Origin of the sequence: Spirosoma liriopis, assembly GCF_023196085.1 — a bacterium.
In the GTDB taxonomy this organism is placed as follows: domain Bacteria; phylum Bacteroidota; class Bacteroidia; order Cytophagales; family Spirosomataceae; genus Spirosoma; species Spirosoma oryzicola.
Map to the genome: position 1 here is coordinate 670,733 of NZ_JALPRF010000002.1, position 15,332 is coordinate 686,064.

10 protein-coding genes are annotated in these 15,332 nt (G+C 50.8%); 5 read left to right on the forward strand and 5 right to left on the reverse strand.

The window, feature by feature from the left end; translation table 11 throughout:
- Window positions 1–19: 19 nt before the first annotated feature.
- The 3 genes from M0L20_RS11835 to M0L20_RS11845 all read left to right on the forward strand — a co-directional run bounded on the left by M0L20_RS11835 (window position 20) and on the right by M0L20_RS11845 (window position 6,064).
- Entirely contained in the window at window positions 20–1,075 is a 1,056-nt protein-coding gene (locus tag M0L20_RS11835; protein WP_248477145.1) for an efflux RND transporter periplasmic adaptor subunit, read from the forward strand.
- A gap of 50 nt (window positions 1,076–1,125) precedes the next feature.
- Complete coding sequence (locus M0L20_RS11840; protein ID WP_248477146.1) at window positions 1,126–4,257, forward strand: efflux RND transporter permease subunit; 3,132 nt, start codon at window positions 1,126–1,128, stop codon at window positions 4,255–4,257.
- A gap of 400 nt (window positions 4,258–4,657) precedes the next feature.
- Window positions 4,658–6,064 carry a hypothetical protein gene (locus M0L20_RS11845; RefSeq protein WP_248477148.1) on the forward strand — a complete coding sequence of 469 codons (1,407 nt, stop codon included), beginning with the start codon at window positions 4,658–4,660 and terminating at the stop codon, window positions 6,062–6,064.
- Between the two features lie 57 nt (window positions 6,065–6,121).
- Here the strand turns inward: M0L20_RS11845 and M0L20_RS11850 are convergent, their stop codons facing one another.
- The 3 genes from M0L20_RS11850 to M0L20_RS11860 form a co-directional block, all read right to left on the reverse strand.
- A complete protein-coding gene (locus tag M0L20_RS11850; RefSeq protein WP_354004196.1) occupies window positions 6,122–6,799 on the reverse strand; it encodes an NADPH-dependent F420 reductase in 678 nt (225 codons plus the stop codon).
- A gap of 131 nt (window positions 6,800–6,930) precedes the next feature.
- Entirely contained in the window at window positions 6,931–9,060 is a 2,130-nt protein-coding gene (gene scpA / locus M0L20_RS11855; RefSeq protein ID WP_248477150.1) for a methylmalonyl-CoA mutase, read from the reverse strand.
- 21 nt (window positions 9,061–9,081) lie between these two features.
- Complete coding sequence (locus M0L20_RS11860) at window positions 9,082–10,461, reverse strand: methylmalonyl-CoA mutase family protein (protein WP_248477151.1); 1,380 nt, start codon at window positions 10,459–10,461, stop codon at window positions 9,082–9,084.
- Window positions 10,462–10,762: 301 nt separating this feature from the next.
- Between M0L20_RS11860 and dnaA the strand changes: the two genes are divergently transcribed.
- Window positions 10,763–12,172, forward strand: coding sequence for a chromosomal replication initiator protein DnaA (gene dnaA, locus M0L20_RS11865; RefSeq protein ID WP_232562791.1), 1,410 nt, complete (start codon window positions 10,763–10,765; stop codon window positions 12,170–12,172).
- 32 nt (window positions 12,173–12,204) lie between these two features.
- Window positions 12,205–13,215: a GNAT family N-acetyltransferase gene (locus M0L20_RS11870; RefSeq protein WP_248477152.1), complete on the forward strand. Its 1,011-nt coding sequence runs from the start codon at window positions 12,205–12,207 to the stop codon at window positions 13,213–13,215.
- A 17-nt stretch (window positions 13,216–13,232) separates the two neighbouring features.
- Here M0L20_RS11870 and M0L20_RS11875 read toward each other — a convergent pair whose 3' ends face one another.
- Both M0L20_RS11875 and M0L20_RS11880 read right to left on the reverse strand, forming a co-directional pair.
- Window positions 13,233–14,021 carry a DUF3108 domain-containing protein gene (locus M0L20_RS11875; RefSeq protein WP_248477153.1) on the reverse strand — a complete coding sequence of 263 codons (789 nt, stop codon included), beginning with the start codon at window positions 14,019–14,021 and terminating at the stop codon, window positions 13,233–13,235.
- Between the two features lie 29 nt (window positions 14,022–14,050).
- A complete protein-coding gene (locus tag M0L20_RS11880) occupies window positions 14,051–15,097 on the reverse strand; it encodes an aminopeptidase (protein ID WP_248477154.1) in 1,047 nt (348 codons plus the stop codon).
- Window positions 15,098–15,332 lie beyond the last annotated feature (235 nt).

Here is a 15,332-nt window from a genome sequence, read left to right on the forward strand (position 1 = left end):
TACAACCGCCAAATATACCATGAACAAGACAACACTAATCGCCGTCGTAGCCGCTGTAGCTATTGTCGCTCTGATTGGGTTCCGGCTGGCCTCGAATAAGGAAAAGATTGATGAGCAGAAAAAGCCGGTCGTCAACGTCAATACGTCAATTCCGGTTACGGTTGCCCGCGCAGAAGAAGGCGCCGTTAGCCAGCAACTGGTGAAGACCGGAAGCCTGATTCCGTTCCGGGAAGCGAACATCACGGCAACTACCGCTGGCAAGGTAACGCGCGTTAACTTTAACTTGGGTACGCCCGTCCGTCAGGGCCAAACGTTGGTGGAGCTGGACAACCGGCTCAAGGAACTGTCTTTGGAAGCGACCAAACTAAACATCGACAAGCTGAAAAAAGACGTTACCCGCTACAACAACCTGCTGGCTGGTAATGCAACCACCGAGATTCAGGTGAACGATACCAAGTTCAACTACGAAAATGCGGTCAATCAGGCGGAGCAGATCCAGAAGCAGATTCAGGATGCTAACGTTAAAGCACCGATCAGCGGCCAGATCGTTCAGAAAAGCATCGAACCCGGCGTGTACATTACGGTAGGCAGCACACTCGGCAAAGTACTGGATGTAGGCCGCTTAAAAGTACAGGTACAGGTCAACGAAAGCGACGTGTACAAGCTGCAAAAAGGACAGTCGGTACGCGTTACCGCCGATGTATTTCCTGGCAAAGTGTTTACCGGTCAGATTTCATACATCGCTCCGCAGGGTAGCGAAGAACATAACTACCCCGTTGAGATCACGATTGCCAATGCCAACGGTCTGAAAGCCGGTACGTTCGTGAACGTGGACTTTTCGCAGAAATCAAACCAGAAAACCTTGCAGATTCCGCGTCTGGCCTTGGTTGAAAGCGTTAAGAATCCGTACGTGTACGTCGTAGATAACAATGTAGCCAAACAACGCATGATCAAGATCGGTCGGGACTTTGGCGACAGCATCGAAGTACTAAGCGGCCTGTCGGCTGGCGACGTGGTTGTAACCACCGGCCAACTGAACCTGACCGACGGAAAACCTGTGCAGATAACCAAATAGTGAATCCGTTTTAAGTCCGTTTGCGACTTATCACTTAATCAGAATAAACCATGTCTGTATCCGAAATAGCAGTTAAACGGCCGCTGCTGATACTCACCGTCTTCACCGTATTGATTTTGTTCGGTGCGCTGAGTTACCAGCAGTTGTCCTACAACCTGTTGCCCAAGTTCGAGGCTAACGTCATCAGCGTGCTGACGACCTACCGGGGTGCATCTGCCGATGAGGTAGAGACCAACGTAACCAAACGCATCGAAGACGCCCTCTCGTCGCTGGAAGGACTCGACCGGATGACGTCCACCTCGCAGGAAGGAGCATCCAGCGTGATCATCCAGTTGAAAAATGGCGTCAACACAACGTTAGCGCAACAGGATGCCCAGCGTAAGATTGAGCAGGTACTGAACCTGTTGCCCGATGATGCGGATCGGCCCATCATCAATAAATTCTCGACCGACGAACTGCCGGTTTTGCGGATGGGCGTAACAGCCGCCATGACGCCAACCGCACTGTACGATTTGATTGACAATGATATCAAACCGCAGCTGTCGAACGTATCCGGCGTTGGTCAGGTAAACATCATTGGCGGTAACGAACGCGAAATTCAGGTAAACGTCAACTCCGAAAAACTCCGGGGCTACGGCGTATCCGTTGGTCAGGTAGCGCAGGCCATCAATGCGGCCAACGCCAGCTATCCGGCCGGGCAGTTAGAAACACGTCAATCGCAGTACTCAATCCGGTTCGATGCCTCGGTTCAGACCATCAACCGCCTGCGCGATCTGATCATTGCGCGTCGGTCGGATGGTAGCCAGGTGTTGCTGCGGGATGTGGCCGAAGTGGTGGATGCAACAACGAAGCCGACCGCCATTAACCACATCAATGCACAGCCTTCGGTGGGGGTGCAGATTCAGAAACAATCGGATGCCAACGCCGTATCGGTGAGTGAACTGACGCGGGCTAAGATTACTCAGCTCGAAAAGCAGTACAGCAACGTAAAATTGAAATTCAACATTGCGGCTGACCAGTCAACGTACACGCTGGCCTCGGCACACGCGGTGGTTGAAGATATGGGACTAGCTATCGTGATCGTGTCCTTGGTGATGCTGCTGTTCCTGCACAGTTTGCGGTCGGCTATGTTCGTCCTGGTGGCGCTGCCTTCTTCCATGATTCCGACCTTTGCGTTGATGTATCTGATGGGCTTCTCCTTGAACCTGATGACCCTGATGGCACTTTCGCTGGTCGTCGGTATTCTGGTCGATGACTCGATTGTGGTATTGGAAAATATCAACCGACACCTCGAAATGGGTAAAGACAAGCGGACAGCGGCTCTCGACGGACGGAGTGAGATTGGCTTTACGGCCTTGGCTATTACGCTGGTGGACGTGGTGGTATTCGTACCACTGGCCATGACGGGCGGACTGATCGGAAACATCCTGCGTGAGTTTGCCTTGGTCGTTGTGTTCTCTACGCTGATGAGTTTGTTGGTATCGTTTACCCTGACTCCGCTGCTGGCTTCGCGTTTCGGCAAAGTAGAGGTGTTAGATCCAAAGACGCTGTGGGGCAAGCTTAACCTCGGTTTCGAGCACATCATCGACCGCATAACGGCAACGTATGGTCGCATTCTGGTGTGGTCATTGGGTCATAAGCGGTGGATCTTCCTGACCGTTATTGCCTTGATGGTAGGCTCCATTGCGCTGGTTCCCGCTGGCTTTATCGGGGGTGCGTTCATGCCGAACAGCGATCAGGGCGAAATGTCCGTTAACATTGAGCTGGCACCAACCGCGTCGATCTATCAGACCAATGCCATAGCACAACGGGCGGAGCAGATCATTATGAAGCACCCGGAAGTGACCAATGTCTTTACGAACGTCGGCTACACAAGCAGCGGGATCGCAACGTCGTCGAATAGCAACATTGCCGATCTGAACGTGAAGCTGATCGACAAAAAACAACGAACCGTTTCTACCGAAGCATTCGGACAGATTCTAAAACGGGAAGTGGGTCAGATTCCGGGCGTGAAAGTAACGGTTAGTCCCGTCGGTATCGTCGGTGCCCAGCAGGCTCCGATTATGATTGCCGTCAAAGGAACAAGCCTGAACAGTATTCGGCAGGCAGCGGCCACGGTTATGAACGTGACCAAATCGGTACCGGGTACGCAGGACGTGAAGTATTCCGTGAAAGATCCGAAACCAGAAGTGTCGGTTAGCCTGGATCGGGAGAAAATGGCGCAGCTGGGTATCAATGCTTCCGATGTAGGGTTGGCACTGCAAAATGCCTTCCGGGGAAATGACCAGTCGAAGTTCAAACAGAATGGGAATGAGTACGATATTCTGGTCAGTCTCGATCAATTTGACCGTACACAACCCTCCGACGTGGCTCGCCTGACCTTCGTGAATAACCAGGGTAAAACGTTCGAACTATCGCAATTCGCCAGGGTGCAGGAGCAGATCGGTGAAAGCGTACTGGAACGGACGGATCGACTTTCATCCATCACGGTCACGGCGCAGGTGGTTGGTCGTCCGGTTGGTACGGTGGGTGGTGACATTCAGGCCAAGATGGCGCAGGTGAAACTACCGGAAGGTATTTCAATCGAGTATTTAGGTCAGCTGCAACAACAATCGGATGCGTTCGGCAGCTTAGGATTAGCTTTAATGATTGCTATTCTGCTGGTTTACTTCATCATGGTGGCCCTGTACGAAAGCGTCGTTTACCCATTTGTCGTACTGTTCTCGATCCCGGTTGCCCTGATCGGTGCCTTGCTCGCACTGGCTTTGACGATGGAAAGCTTAACGGTATTCTCCATTGTCGGTATGATCATGCTGCTGGGTCTGGTTGCGAAAAACGCCATTCTGATCGTTGACTTTGCCAACCAGCTGAAAGCGGAAGGGCATGATGTGGTCGACGCCCTGATTGAAGCCGGTAAGGAACGTCTGCGCCCGATTTTGATGACGACGCTGGCGATGATTCTGGGTATGTTGCCGATTGCGTTAGCCAGTGGTGCTGGTGCCGAAACGAAAAACGGCATGGCCTGGGTAATCATCGGCGGTCTGACTTCGTCGCTGCTTCTAACGCTGCTGGTTGTACCGTCGATGTACCTGGTGGTTGACCGGCTCATTGCCCGCTTCTCTGGAAAGAAAGTGACACCGAAAAAACCACAGGAGCTGGAAGTTGCCAAAGCAATCAACTAAGCAACGAGTGGTTGTATGACCAAAATCCCGGAACTGCTACGTAGCGGTTCCGGGATTTTGGTTTTAATTGATCCGGTCGTAATTCTGTACAGAAGATGCATGACGCTCCGCACTGTAATCAATAATACTAACGTGATGTCGGTTTCTCAAAACCGACATCACATACAGCACCGCTTCACGGATCGATACTTCAGAAAATAGATGGTTTACGCTGACCGATTCTTTAAGTTTAAGTGCTATTCAGCGAGTTGCTTCTCTATTTTCTTGCGTGAAACCTGTTTGTGGTCCCTATAGGTTGGTAGGAATCAGCTTTTTTTGTCATTCCGGCGGCCCGGTCCTACAGTCGGAATGACAAAATTGCTTTAAAACAATTTTGCAGTCCAGCTATATCGAATTACTTATGAACAACGCTACGAAAGCAATTTTTCTGGTCATCGCACTGACGGTTAGTCAGTTGGCATGGGCTCAGCAACCCGTCGCTTCCGATACGACTAATGCGCTTACTCAGCTTAAGCCAACACCCGAGAAAAACGAATTGAAGTATAATCTGAACCAATCGGGTTCTCACTTTTTCAAAGCAACATTCTTGAATCAGGCGTGGTTTCGGTTCAACCAGAGCAACCCCGGTTCGACGGTGATTGGCGAGCCCAGCAACAATACGTTCGACATCGGGCTTCGCCGGACGCGGATGCAACTATTCGGGCAAATCAGCGACCACGTTTTTCTGTACATTCAGTTTGGGATGAACAACTTCAACTACCTGAATGGTGGCTTCAACCCAACAGCTTCTTCGAACCGGAAGATACAAGCCTTCTTCCACGATGCCGTTGGGGAGTATCTGGTGTTTAAAAATAAAAACCTGCTGAACATCGGCGGAGGACTAACAATTGTTAACGGTCTTTCGCGATTTAGCGCGCCAAGCGTGTCTTCCATTATGAGCATGGACGTACCTGTGTTTGCACAGGCAACCGTTGACCAGACCGACGAATTTTCGCGAAAATTGAGTGTCTACGCCCGTGGTCAGATTGGTCATCTGGATTATCGTATCGCGCTGTCTGATCCTTTCCCGATTCAAACAAGTGGTGCCGCATTGCCGGTCTACAGTCAAAACGCCAATTTCGCCTTGAAAGGCCATCACAAGCAATATCAAGGGTTCTTCATGTGGCAGTTTTTTGATAAAGAAGCGCATCAGGCACCGGGCTATAATACAGGAACCTACCTCGGGGTGAAGAAGATGTTTAACCTGGAAGCCGGGTTTATCACCCAGAAAAACGCGACCGCAAGCATTCCCACAGCGGGCGATACAACCTATCACGCGATGAATCTGTGGTCGGTCGCTTCGTTTCTGGATATGCCAATCAATCGTCAAAAGGGTACTGCCGTTAACGCATACCTAGGCTATTTCCATACGGATTACGGTCCAAATTACCTGCGCTTCAACGGTATTATGAATCCCGCCAGTGGTCTTACGACTGGCTATCCAGCGGGGACACAAGGCAATGCATTTCCGATGTTCGGTACGGGAAGTGTTGTATATGGACAGTTCGGCTACCTGATGAAACGGGATTTATTCGGCGCTGGCAACGGGACGCTGATGCCGTACGTACAGGCTCAAGTCGCCAGTTATCAGCGTATAACCGAAACAATGGGTGTTTATAACGTTGGCGTGAACTACCTCATAAAGGGTCACAACGGAAAGTTTACGCTCGACTATCAAAACCGACCTTACTACCAGGCGGCTGGCAATCAGTATGCGCCAGGCGGTCGGCGTGGGCAGGTGACGGTACAATATCAGGTATTCATTTAGAAAAGTTGCTCCAATAAAGTGAAAGCCCCAGTCGGTGTTCGCTGGGGCTTTTGATGCTTAGTTGTGCTCGGCGAGTGCTTCCTGAGCTTGGGTCGCCGTTAGTTCTTTACCGTATAGGGGTGTGTCGGGTTGTAATTTACGCCCTCCATCATGGAGCGAACCCGCATCTACCGGAGCGAATCCTATAGCTCGGATGAGATCCGATACAACGGTTTTGGCACTTGGATCATCGCTGGCAATAAAGATGGCCCGGCGCTCGGCTTCGGGTTTTGCTGGGTCGCCTTGTTCGGCCAAATGTTTGTACCAAATTGTATTGAACGCTTTAACCAGAAGGGTGTCGGGTAATCGACGGGCGGTCTCTTCGCTGGATGTTGACTCACCAAGATCAATGACGTTAGAATCCGCTGAATACGGGTTCATCGCATCGATGACGACTTTATTCGCAACCAGATCAGGGTGTGGGAGCGCTTCCGGCGAGCGCCAGGGAACGGCCAGGAGTACTACCTCGCCAAAGGCTGCTGCGTTATCAACGGTTTCGGCGCGGGCGTTTGGCCCAAGCTCGTCGATGATTTCCTTCAGCGACTCGGGTCCGCGCGAATTGCTTAACGCGACCTCGTGCCCTGCGGCTATGAACAAACGGGCCATTGTACGGCCAATATTACCCGCGCCAATTATTCCAATTTTCATGTTATCCAGCCGGTTAGTTAAAAAGCAGATACTATAAAAAGGAAACAGAAGGGTACTTTGTTATGAATAACTTGCCTGATGAGTAAAACGTGCGCCCGTTTTTAGGTGTATCTACTAAGCAGAACCAAGCTTTTCGTTGGCTCACCATCCATACAGTATAGGGGGCTGTTGCTTTCGAACTATGACTCGCTTAGCAACTCGTTCAGAATTTTTTGGGCTGCTACCGAAATGATCGTTCCCGGACCAAAAATGCCTTTAACCCCTGCGTCGTACAATAACTGGTAGTCCTGCGCCGGAATGACCCCGCCCGCAATCACCATAATATCGTCGCGGCCAATCTTTTTTAACTCGTCAATTAGCTGAGGGACCAGCGTTTTATGGCCCGCTGCCAAACTCGATATGCCTACAATGTGCACGTCGTTTTCAGCGGCTTGTCGAGCTACTTCGGCGGGGGTTTGAAACAAAGGCCCCATGTCCACATCGAATCCGAGGTCCGCGAAACTCGTAGCAATAATCTTAGCCCCCCGGTCGTGGCCATCCTGACCCATCTTGGCAACCAGAATGCGCGGTCGGCGACCATCGAGTTCCGCAAACTGGTCGCTCATCTCGCGAGCCAGCCGGAAGTTTTCATCGTCCGATACTTCCGCAGAATAAACACCCGATACGGCTCGGATGGTGGCCTTGTGACGACCGAACGCGTTTTCCATAGCCTCTGAAATTTCACCCAATGTTGCGCGCTGCCGGGCTGCTGCTACAGCAAGAGCCAGTAGGTTACCATCGCCGGTTTGTTGGGCCGCTTGCGTAATGGCTTCTAACGCATGGCTTACTTTGTGGTCGTCGCGGGTTGCTTTTAGCGCATTAAGCCGTTTGATTTGTGCCTCGCGTACTACCTGATTGTCAATACTCAGTAATTCGATCTCCGTATCCGAGTTGGTTTTATAGCGATTAACACCGACAATCACGTCTTTGCTGCCATCAATACGGGCTTGTTTGCGAGCGGCTGCCTCTTCGATGCGCAGCTTCGGTAGCCCGGTTTCTATGGCTTTGGTCATGCCGCCCAGTTGCTCTACCTCTTCGATCAGCGCCCAGGCTTTTTCCGTCAGCTCTTTCGTCAAAAATTCGACGTAGTACGAACCGCCCCACGGATCAACGGCGCGGGTAATGTCGGTTTCGTGTTGCAGATAGAGCTGGGTGTTGCGGGCAATCCGGGCGGAAAAATCGGTTGGTAGGGCAATCGCTTCGTCCAGTGAGTTGGTGTGCAGACTTTGGGTGCCGCCCAGCACAGCCGCCAGTGCCTCGATGGTTGTTCGGGCTACGTTATTAAACGGGTCCTGTTCGGTCAGGCTGTAGCCCGATGTCTGGCAGTGCGTCCGTAAAGCCAGCGATTTTGGATTCTTCGGCTCGAATTGCTTAACCAGTTTCGCCCAGAGTAATCGGCCCGCCCGCAATTTGGCGATCTCCATAAAATGATTCATGCCGATTCCCCAGAAAAACGACAGCCGGGGGGCAAAATCGTCGATGCTCATACCCGCCTGCAATCCGGTGCGAATGTACTCCAGACCGTCGGCCAGCGTGTAGGCAAGTTCGAGGTGGGCGGGTGCTCCCGCTTCGTGCATGTGATAACCGCTGATACTGATCGAGTTGAACTTCGGCATGTGCCGGCTGGTGTACGCAAAAATATCGCCAACGATGCGCATGGACGGTTCAGGTGGATAGATGTACGTGTTGCGCACCATGAACTCTTTCAGGATGTCGTTCTGAATCGTGCCGGCAAGTTTTTCGGCGGGGGCGCCCTGCTCTTCGGCGGCTACGATGAAAAACGCCATAATGGGCAAAACCGCTCCGTTCATGGTCATCGACACCGACATCTGATCGAGGGGAATCTGATCAAACAGAATTTTCATATCCTCCACCGAATCAATCGCAACGCCCGCCTTGCCAACATCGCCCACCACACGCGGGTGATCGGAATCGTAGCCTCGGTGGGTTGCCAGGTCAAACGCCACCGATAAGCCTTTCTGACCAGCGGCCAGATTGCGCCGGTAAAAAGCGTTCGACTCTTCGGCGGTCGAGAAACCCGCGTACTGTCGGATCGTCCACGGCTGACGCACGTACATGCTGGCGTAAGGCCCCCGCAGATACGGCGGAATGCCCGCTGCGTAATTCAGATGGTCGGAGTTTGCTAGGTCAGCAACCGTAAAATGCGGTTTTAGTCTGATGCCTTCGGCGGTAGTAAAGGAACGCTCCGTCGCTGCTGGCTGGTCGGTAACCGCTGACGAATTCGATACGCTGGTGAAGTTTGGACGCATAGTAATTGGGGTTCCGTCGATTTATTCAAATGCTTCGGGCAGGCGGTGGTTTGGCAAGAGCGGCTTTCCGATAAGTTCCGGTTGAACGGACGGCTTTGGCTGAACGCTTCCTTCGTCAACCCGAAACTTGGTTACGCCGACCAGCACCTTGCCCTGACGCACGGCCTCTTGCTTCGTCAGATAGGCCCGCTCGATCTCGCCCGAAATAAATCCACTCGTAAACGCCCGCTCGAATCCGCCTTGTTCTTCTACGTCCAGGAATAAGGCCCAGGCCGATTCCGCTAACTGATGCGTAAGTGTTTCAACGTAATAGGAACCCGCCGAAGGGTCGGCTACTTTGCTCAGATAACTTTCCTGACTCAACAGAATGGATACGTTTCGGGCGATACGCTCGGAAAACTCCCGATTTGAATTTGTCGCCGATTGATTCAGGACACTGTCGTACGGATGAACAGTCAGCACATCGCATCCTCCCATCACAGCCGCCATCGCTTCCGTCGTCGCCCGGAGTAAATTGGTGTAGGGCGTTGCCGCTGCGTCATAAAAGGTAGACGTTTGGCAGTGAATGAGCGGGGCCTGGATGGGTATGGCCGAGTAATGATTCAGAAAACGATTGATTAGCACGCGTAAAGCGCGCAGTTTCGCCATTTCAACGAAATAGCTGGTACCAACCGAAACCGATAGCGTTGTTTTGGCGATCAGTTGTTCGATGGGTAATCCCGCGTCTGTGAGGTAATCGTACTGATCGGCCAGCGACGCGAGTAAACAGGCAATTTCCTGGGTAGCGGTCGATCCCGAATTGTGGAATAGGTGACTACTCGCGCAAACCGTACGGAACTGGGGCGAATGGGTAGCCGCTTTTGTCACATCGGCTATTTCGGCAAGGCTGTCTCGTAGCGACGTACCAGTTTGTAACCAATGCGCGATTGGATCGATTAATAAACCGCCTTGCCATTGATACGGAGCAATGAGTCGCAGCTTATCAAGCAATGCTCTTGGGTCCGTAGCCTTAAAAAAGACGGGTGTTTCACTTAGCTTGATACCATCCAGCAATTGAATTAAATCGACTTGGTCGGAAAGCGCTAGGATTAGCGCATCGGCTCCGTTGACCAGGCTGTTTCGCAGGGTGTTGTTCGCTGATTTTTCGTTCGTAATCGGATAAGCGGGTGTGTTAAGCCAGCCCGGTAGTTGCTTTTGAGCCGCCTGAATCGTTGCGAGTGGTAAATGGTTTAGATCCTCAGCGGTATAGTATGGGTCAACCACAAATCCTTCGTCGGTGTGCCAACGCAGTGATTCGTAAGGCGTACCGTCAGGCTGATTGCTTTTTAGCTCTTTCTGAACCTGCGTCAGCCAGGCCGATTTATCGACTGCTGGAAATAGATCGCTTAACAGTGGCTCCATCTACTGATTTATAAATTACGTAAGTAAAAGTAGTATTTTCTCTTTTCGGGGGCAAAACAGCTTTCTTCCCCTGCAAATCGATAGCCACTTTGGATTATTTGAAGGGATTTTCTTAAGTCATTGACCTTCCGACCGAAACGATTAATTTTAGCTTATAAAAAATAAGACCAGGCGCAGGAAATGAAAAAAACGCCGACGGTCGCGGTTGCTTCAGTTCGATAATTCCCTACATTTGTCTCCCTTTTTTGCGATACCAACGTAACTGTAATGTACTCCCGTGAATGTAACTACCCAGACAACCATGCAGCGTGAAGTGATGACGGTATGGAATCGCTGTCTGAGCGTTATTCGGGAAATCGTGCCTGAACAAAGCTTCAATACGTGGTTCGAACCCATCGTTCCGCTTCGTCTGAATGGTAGTGTACTGACAATTCAGGTGCCGAGTGAGTTTTTTTATGAGTGGCTCGAAGAAAACTTCGTTCACGCGTTGCGAAAAGCCCTCGATACGGCCATCGGTCGGGATGGGCAGTTGGAATACTCAATCATTGTCGATAAAGGTAATGAGCAAAACCGTCCGCTGACGGTAAATGTACCCACGACCAAGACACCTCAGACCGCTAAACCGGACAATGTCAATCCCGACATTTTGAAGAGTCCGTTTGTGCTGAAAGATCTCGATTCGCTTACCCTGGACTCGTACCTGAATCCGACTTACACGTTTGATAACTACGTGGAAGGTGACTGCAACCGGTTGGCACGGCAGGCAGGGTACGCGGTTGCCGAGCGTCCGGGCGTCACGTCGTTTAACCCGCTGATGATTCACGGTGGGGTAGGGTTGGGTAAAACCCATCTGGTACAGGCTATTGGTAACTACATCAAGAATAATAATCAGAACAAGTTTGTCCTGTACGTCACGTCGGAGAAGTTTACGAATCAGTTTCTTAACGCCATCCGTACCGACGGTATCCGCGATTTTACGGCCTTCTACATGCAGGTCGATGTGCTGGTAATCGACGACGTGCAGTTTTTGCAGAAAAAGGAAAAGACGCAGGAAATTTTCTTCCACATCTTTAACCATCTGCACCAGTCGGGTAAGCAGATCATCATGACCTCCGACCGCGCTCCACGGGCATTGGATGGACTGGAAGACCGGTTGCTATCGCGCTTTAAGTGGGGATTGTCGGCGGATTTGCAGACGCCCGATCTGGAAACACGCATCGCCATCATCCAGAAGAAACTTCAGGCCGAAGGTATTTACATTGACGACACAGTCATTGAGTACCTGGCGCATAGCGTCAATACCAACGTTCGGGAATTGGAAGGCGTGATTGTCTCATTGATGGCGCAGGCCTCGCTGAACCGACGTGAGATTGATCTGGAACTGGCTAAGCATACACTTCGCAACATTGTAGTAGACTCCGAGCGTGAAATCACCATCGACTCGGTTCAGGAAATCGTCGCGGATTTTTTCACCGTAACGGTGGCCGACCTGAAAGCCAAAAGTCGGAAGCGTGAGTTGGTTTATCCGCGTCAGGTAGCGATGTATCTGGCGAAGGAAAAAACCGATCTGTCGCTTAAGTCTATCGGGTATCATTTTGGTGGGCGCGATCACAGCACGGTTATCCACGCTATTCAGACAATCAGCGATCTGGTAACCAAAAACACGGAAACTCGCGCATCGATAGAAAAGCTCAAGGCGCTTTTTAAGTAGTCCAATCACTACCTGCTGCCGGTACAAAGCGCATGAGCCAGCCCCACGCTCTACCAGCTACTGCCTGTAATCAACCCACATTTATTTCTCGTCAGGCGCTTGATGACAAAGCCTGGGATGCATGCGTAACCGCTTCTCCGCAACGAATTGTGTACGGGTATACCTGGTATCTGGATGCGGTTCTACCCGTGCCTGATTGGAAGTGGCTGGGTCTGGTGCTCCCTGATAAGCGGGGCGGTTACCAGGCGGTATTGCCCGTGCCCCTGCGCCGGAAGAAACTGGCCGGAGTCACCTGCGGATGGGTCGTACATCAACCGTTCTTCTGTCAATTTCTGACCGTTTTTACCGTGCAAAGCATTGACGTAATGATTTTTCTAAGGGCGGTGCAACAGCGGTTTCGGTACGGTTCCCGGTTTAACCTGTGTTTCCAGGAAGTACTGCCTACTCATGATACATCTACAATCCGACCGCTGATAACACACGTACTAGACTTGTCGGTCGGTTACGAAACGTTGTCAAAAAACTATTCGCGGGATCGTACACAAAACCTACGGCGGGCACAAAAAGCGGATTGGACGGTAACCGAGTCAACGGATGTCGAACCGCTACTAACCTTATTTCGTGCCAATCATGCTGATAGCATAAATGGGGGCGTGGCTGACTGGTCGTATTCGATGTTGCGCGCTTTATGCGGTACGCTGAATCAACGTGGTCTTGCCACCATTCGTTATGCGGTATGCCAGGGACGTATTGAAGCAGGGGCGTTGTTTATCCGGGAGGGTAATCGGATTATTTACCTGTTCAACGCGGCATCGGCGACGGGTAGAAAAAGAAACGCCCGGACGCTGCTGATTGATCAGGTCATCCGGGAGTATGCTGCAAAGCCGTATCTGTTTGATTTCGAAAGTCCAGAAAAGCCGTCTATTCGTGATTTCTATCGGAGCTTCGGGGCCGTTGACGAGCCGTATTACTCCCTCCAATGGAGCCGGTTGACAGGCGTTGAACAGCTAATGGTTCGGATACGACGTTTGTTCTTAAAATAGCGGGTTCTAAGCGGCAACTAGTAGAAGTGGAGAGGTTGTTTGAGGCCGCCGTTGCGCTTCAAATCCATCACCATCGAACCGACCCACAGATCGACTTCCACCTTAACGGGTATTTTGTTGAGGTCGTCGGATACGAAAATGCGGATGGATTCTTCATCCTTAAAGAGCTTGTTCTGCGGAAGAACGGGGTTCAGCTTCAATACATTGACCTTGCCTTGTTTCGTTTTAACAACGTCCTTACCCCGATAACGAACCTTCATGTTGTAGATCGTATCGTCGTAGAAGGCCGGTACTTCAATGATTTGGCCGTTGCTTAACTTACTAAAATCAATTGTGCGCAGGAAATAATAACCGCTGATGAGATCGTGAACGTTATCGGGCACTTTAAATATGTCGCGCTCGGTGCGTTCCTCGGCCTTCACCGTATTCGTTTCGTGGTTAAAGGTGATGTTTTCTTCCTTACGGTAATTGTTTTCCTGAAGATTCGTGTAGAATTTCTGGGGTAGGATGGCTGAAGTGTCAATATACGAGCGCCACGTGTCCCGGATGCGGGTCACAAGGTCAAAGGCCCCAACCGTACGACCATCAACATTGACGCGGTAGCAGGGCCGCTCGTTGACTTTGTACAGGGTTGGGCTAACGTCGACAACGGCTTCCGCTGCATTGATAAAACCATAATGGACACGGTATTCGAGATGCTCGCCTGGTCCAAAACTCGTGTTGACCACGCGCCGGTAAGCGTTCAGGCTAGCAAAACCAGTCCCTAAAACAAAGATGATACCAAGGCCGATTAAGTACTTCTTCATATGTAACAGCCGCCCGCTACGGGCATCACTTATAAAGATGGATAAGTTTGTTTAAGATATGTAAGGTAACGCTTAAAATTTCCACCGAATTGATTATCAAACTCCTGGCGAAAGCGGTTCTGTTGCTTTCGGTACGTCAGGTACCCAATAAAGTACGCATTATTGGGTAAGTTTAGTTTGTCTAACCGCCGTTTTTTTAGTGAACGTACCGGGTCTTTGCTTCGTTCGTCGGTCAATGTATCCGACGACACTACGATTTGCCGGATTGTCTGCCACTTCAACGAATCTTTGACAGCTACAGCCGTTGTTGGTTTAAACGTTCGATATAAACTGTCGAGCGTTTGTGTCCCCCGCAGGATATGTCCGTCATACCGCTCATAAAACGATTTTGTCGCTAAATAGTCACGATACGGAATTGAGTTTACTCCATATTTTTGGGCTAGAAACCGTAACGCGCCGTATTCACCCACAAAATCGGCTAAATTCTCGTTGTATTCAAGGCTGTTTTTAATGAACAGTGTTCCGTGTGTCAACTCGTGGATAATCAGCTCCGCCAGGCTACCAACGGGTCGATCCAGAAAGCTGGACAAAATGGGATCGTTCAAAAAACCCAATGTCGACCAGGCCGACACTTCCCCGATACGCGTATCAAGTCCTTCTCGTTTTAGCTCGGCAACGGTTGTGTCAGCCCGGTCCTTCTCAAAAAAACCTTTGTACGAAAAGGTGCCCAGTATGGGAAAATGCCATTGTCGGGCCACCAGTTGATACGGTTGAGCTGCCGTTATAACCCAAAGGATCGGTTTTCCTTGCTGGTCGTAAAACGATTCGTAGCTTCCTGACTTGTCTAACCCAAGCGAGTCGATAGCAAAACACTTTATTTCCTGGATAAGTTCTATTTTTTGTTTTAATGAGTCAGGAAAGGCCGGGTTAGCCAGTACTTCGCTGACCGGTTTGGTGTTCCAAAGAATCCGTAATTGACCGCGTGCCTGCATCCATCCGTAGCTCACCAATTCTCGTTGCCATAGGCCAAAGACAACTAAAAGCAGCAGTACCCCCAAACCAATTTTCTTCCACATAAACGAGCGCGTGTTTCCGCTGCAAACATACAGGATGCTGCCTAACAACGCTACGTACTCGCTAGCAGCTTCGCACTCGTGGTGTCGGCGGGGCCGCCCGCATGTCGTGGTGTCGGTTTCTCAAAACCGACACCATCCTAGAAGGGCATCTGATTAGAGCAAATTCAACATTTCGGACAATACTGTTTCTCAAAACCGACACCACTCATCACAGGAACTTCAAAAAACGCGACTG

What these genes read in the sequence shown, in the direction of transcription:
- M0L20_RS11835 (WP_248477145.1), top strand. Translation starts at nt 20, where the DNA reads ATGAACAAGACAACACTAATCGCCGTCGTAGCCGCTGTAGCTATTGTC.
- M0L20_RS11840 (WP_248477146.1), top strand. Translation starts at nt 1,126, where the DNA reads ATGTCTGTATCCGAAATAGCAGTTAAACGGCCGCTGCTGATACTCACC.
- M0L20_RS11845 (WP_248477148.1), top strand. Translation starts at nt 4,658, where the DNA reads ATGAACAACGCTACGAAAGCAATTTTTCTGGTCATCGCACTGACGGTT.
- scpA (WP_248477150.1), bottom strand. Translation starts at nt 9,060, where the DNA reads ATGCGTCCAAACTTCACCAGCGTATCGAATTCGTCAGCGGTTACCGAC.
- M0L20_RS11860 (WP_248477151.1), bottom strand. Translation starts at nt 10,461, where the DNA reads ATGGAGCCACTGTTAAGCGATCTATTTCCAGCAGTCGATAAATCGGCC.
- dnaA (WP_232562791.1), top strand. Translation starts at nt 10,763, where the DNA reads ATGCAGCGTGAAGTGATGACGGTATGGAATCGCTGTCTGAGCGTTATT.
- M0L20_RS11870 (WP_248477152.1), top strand. Translation starts at nt 12,205, where the DNA reads ATGAGCCAGCCCCACGCTCTACCAGCTACTGCCTGTAATCAACCCACA.
- M0L20_RS11875 (WP_248477153.1), bottom strand. Translation starts at nt 14,021, where the DNA reads ATGAAGAAGTACTTAATCGGCCTTGGTATCATCTTTGTTTTAGGGACT.
- M0L20_RS11880 (WP_248477154.1), bottom strand. Translation starts at nt 15,097, where the DNA reads ATGTGGAAGAAAATTGGTTTGGGGGTACTGCTGCTTTTAGTTGTCTTT.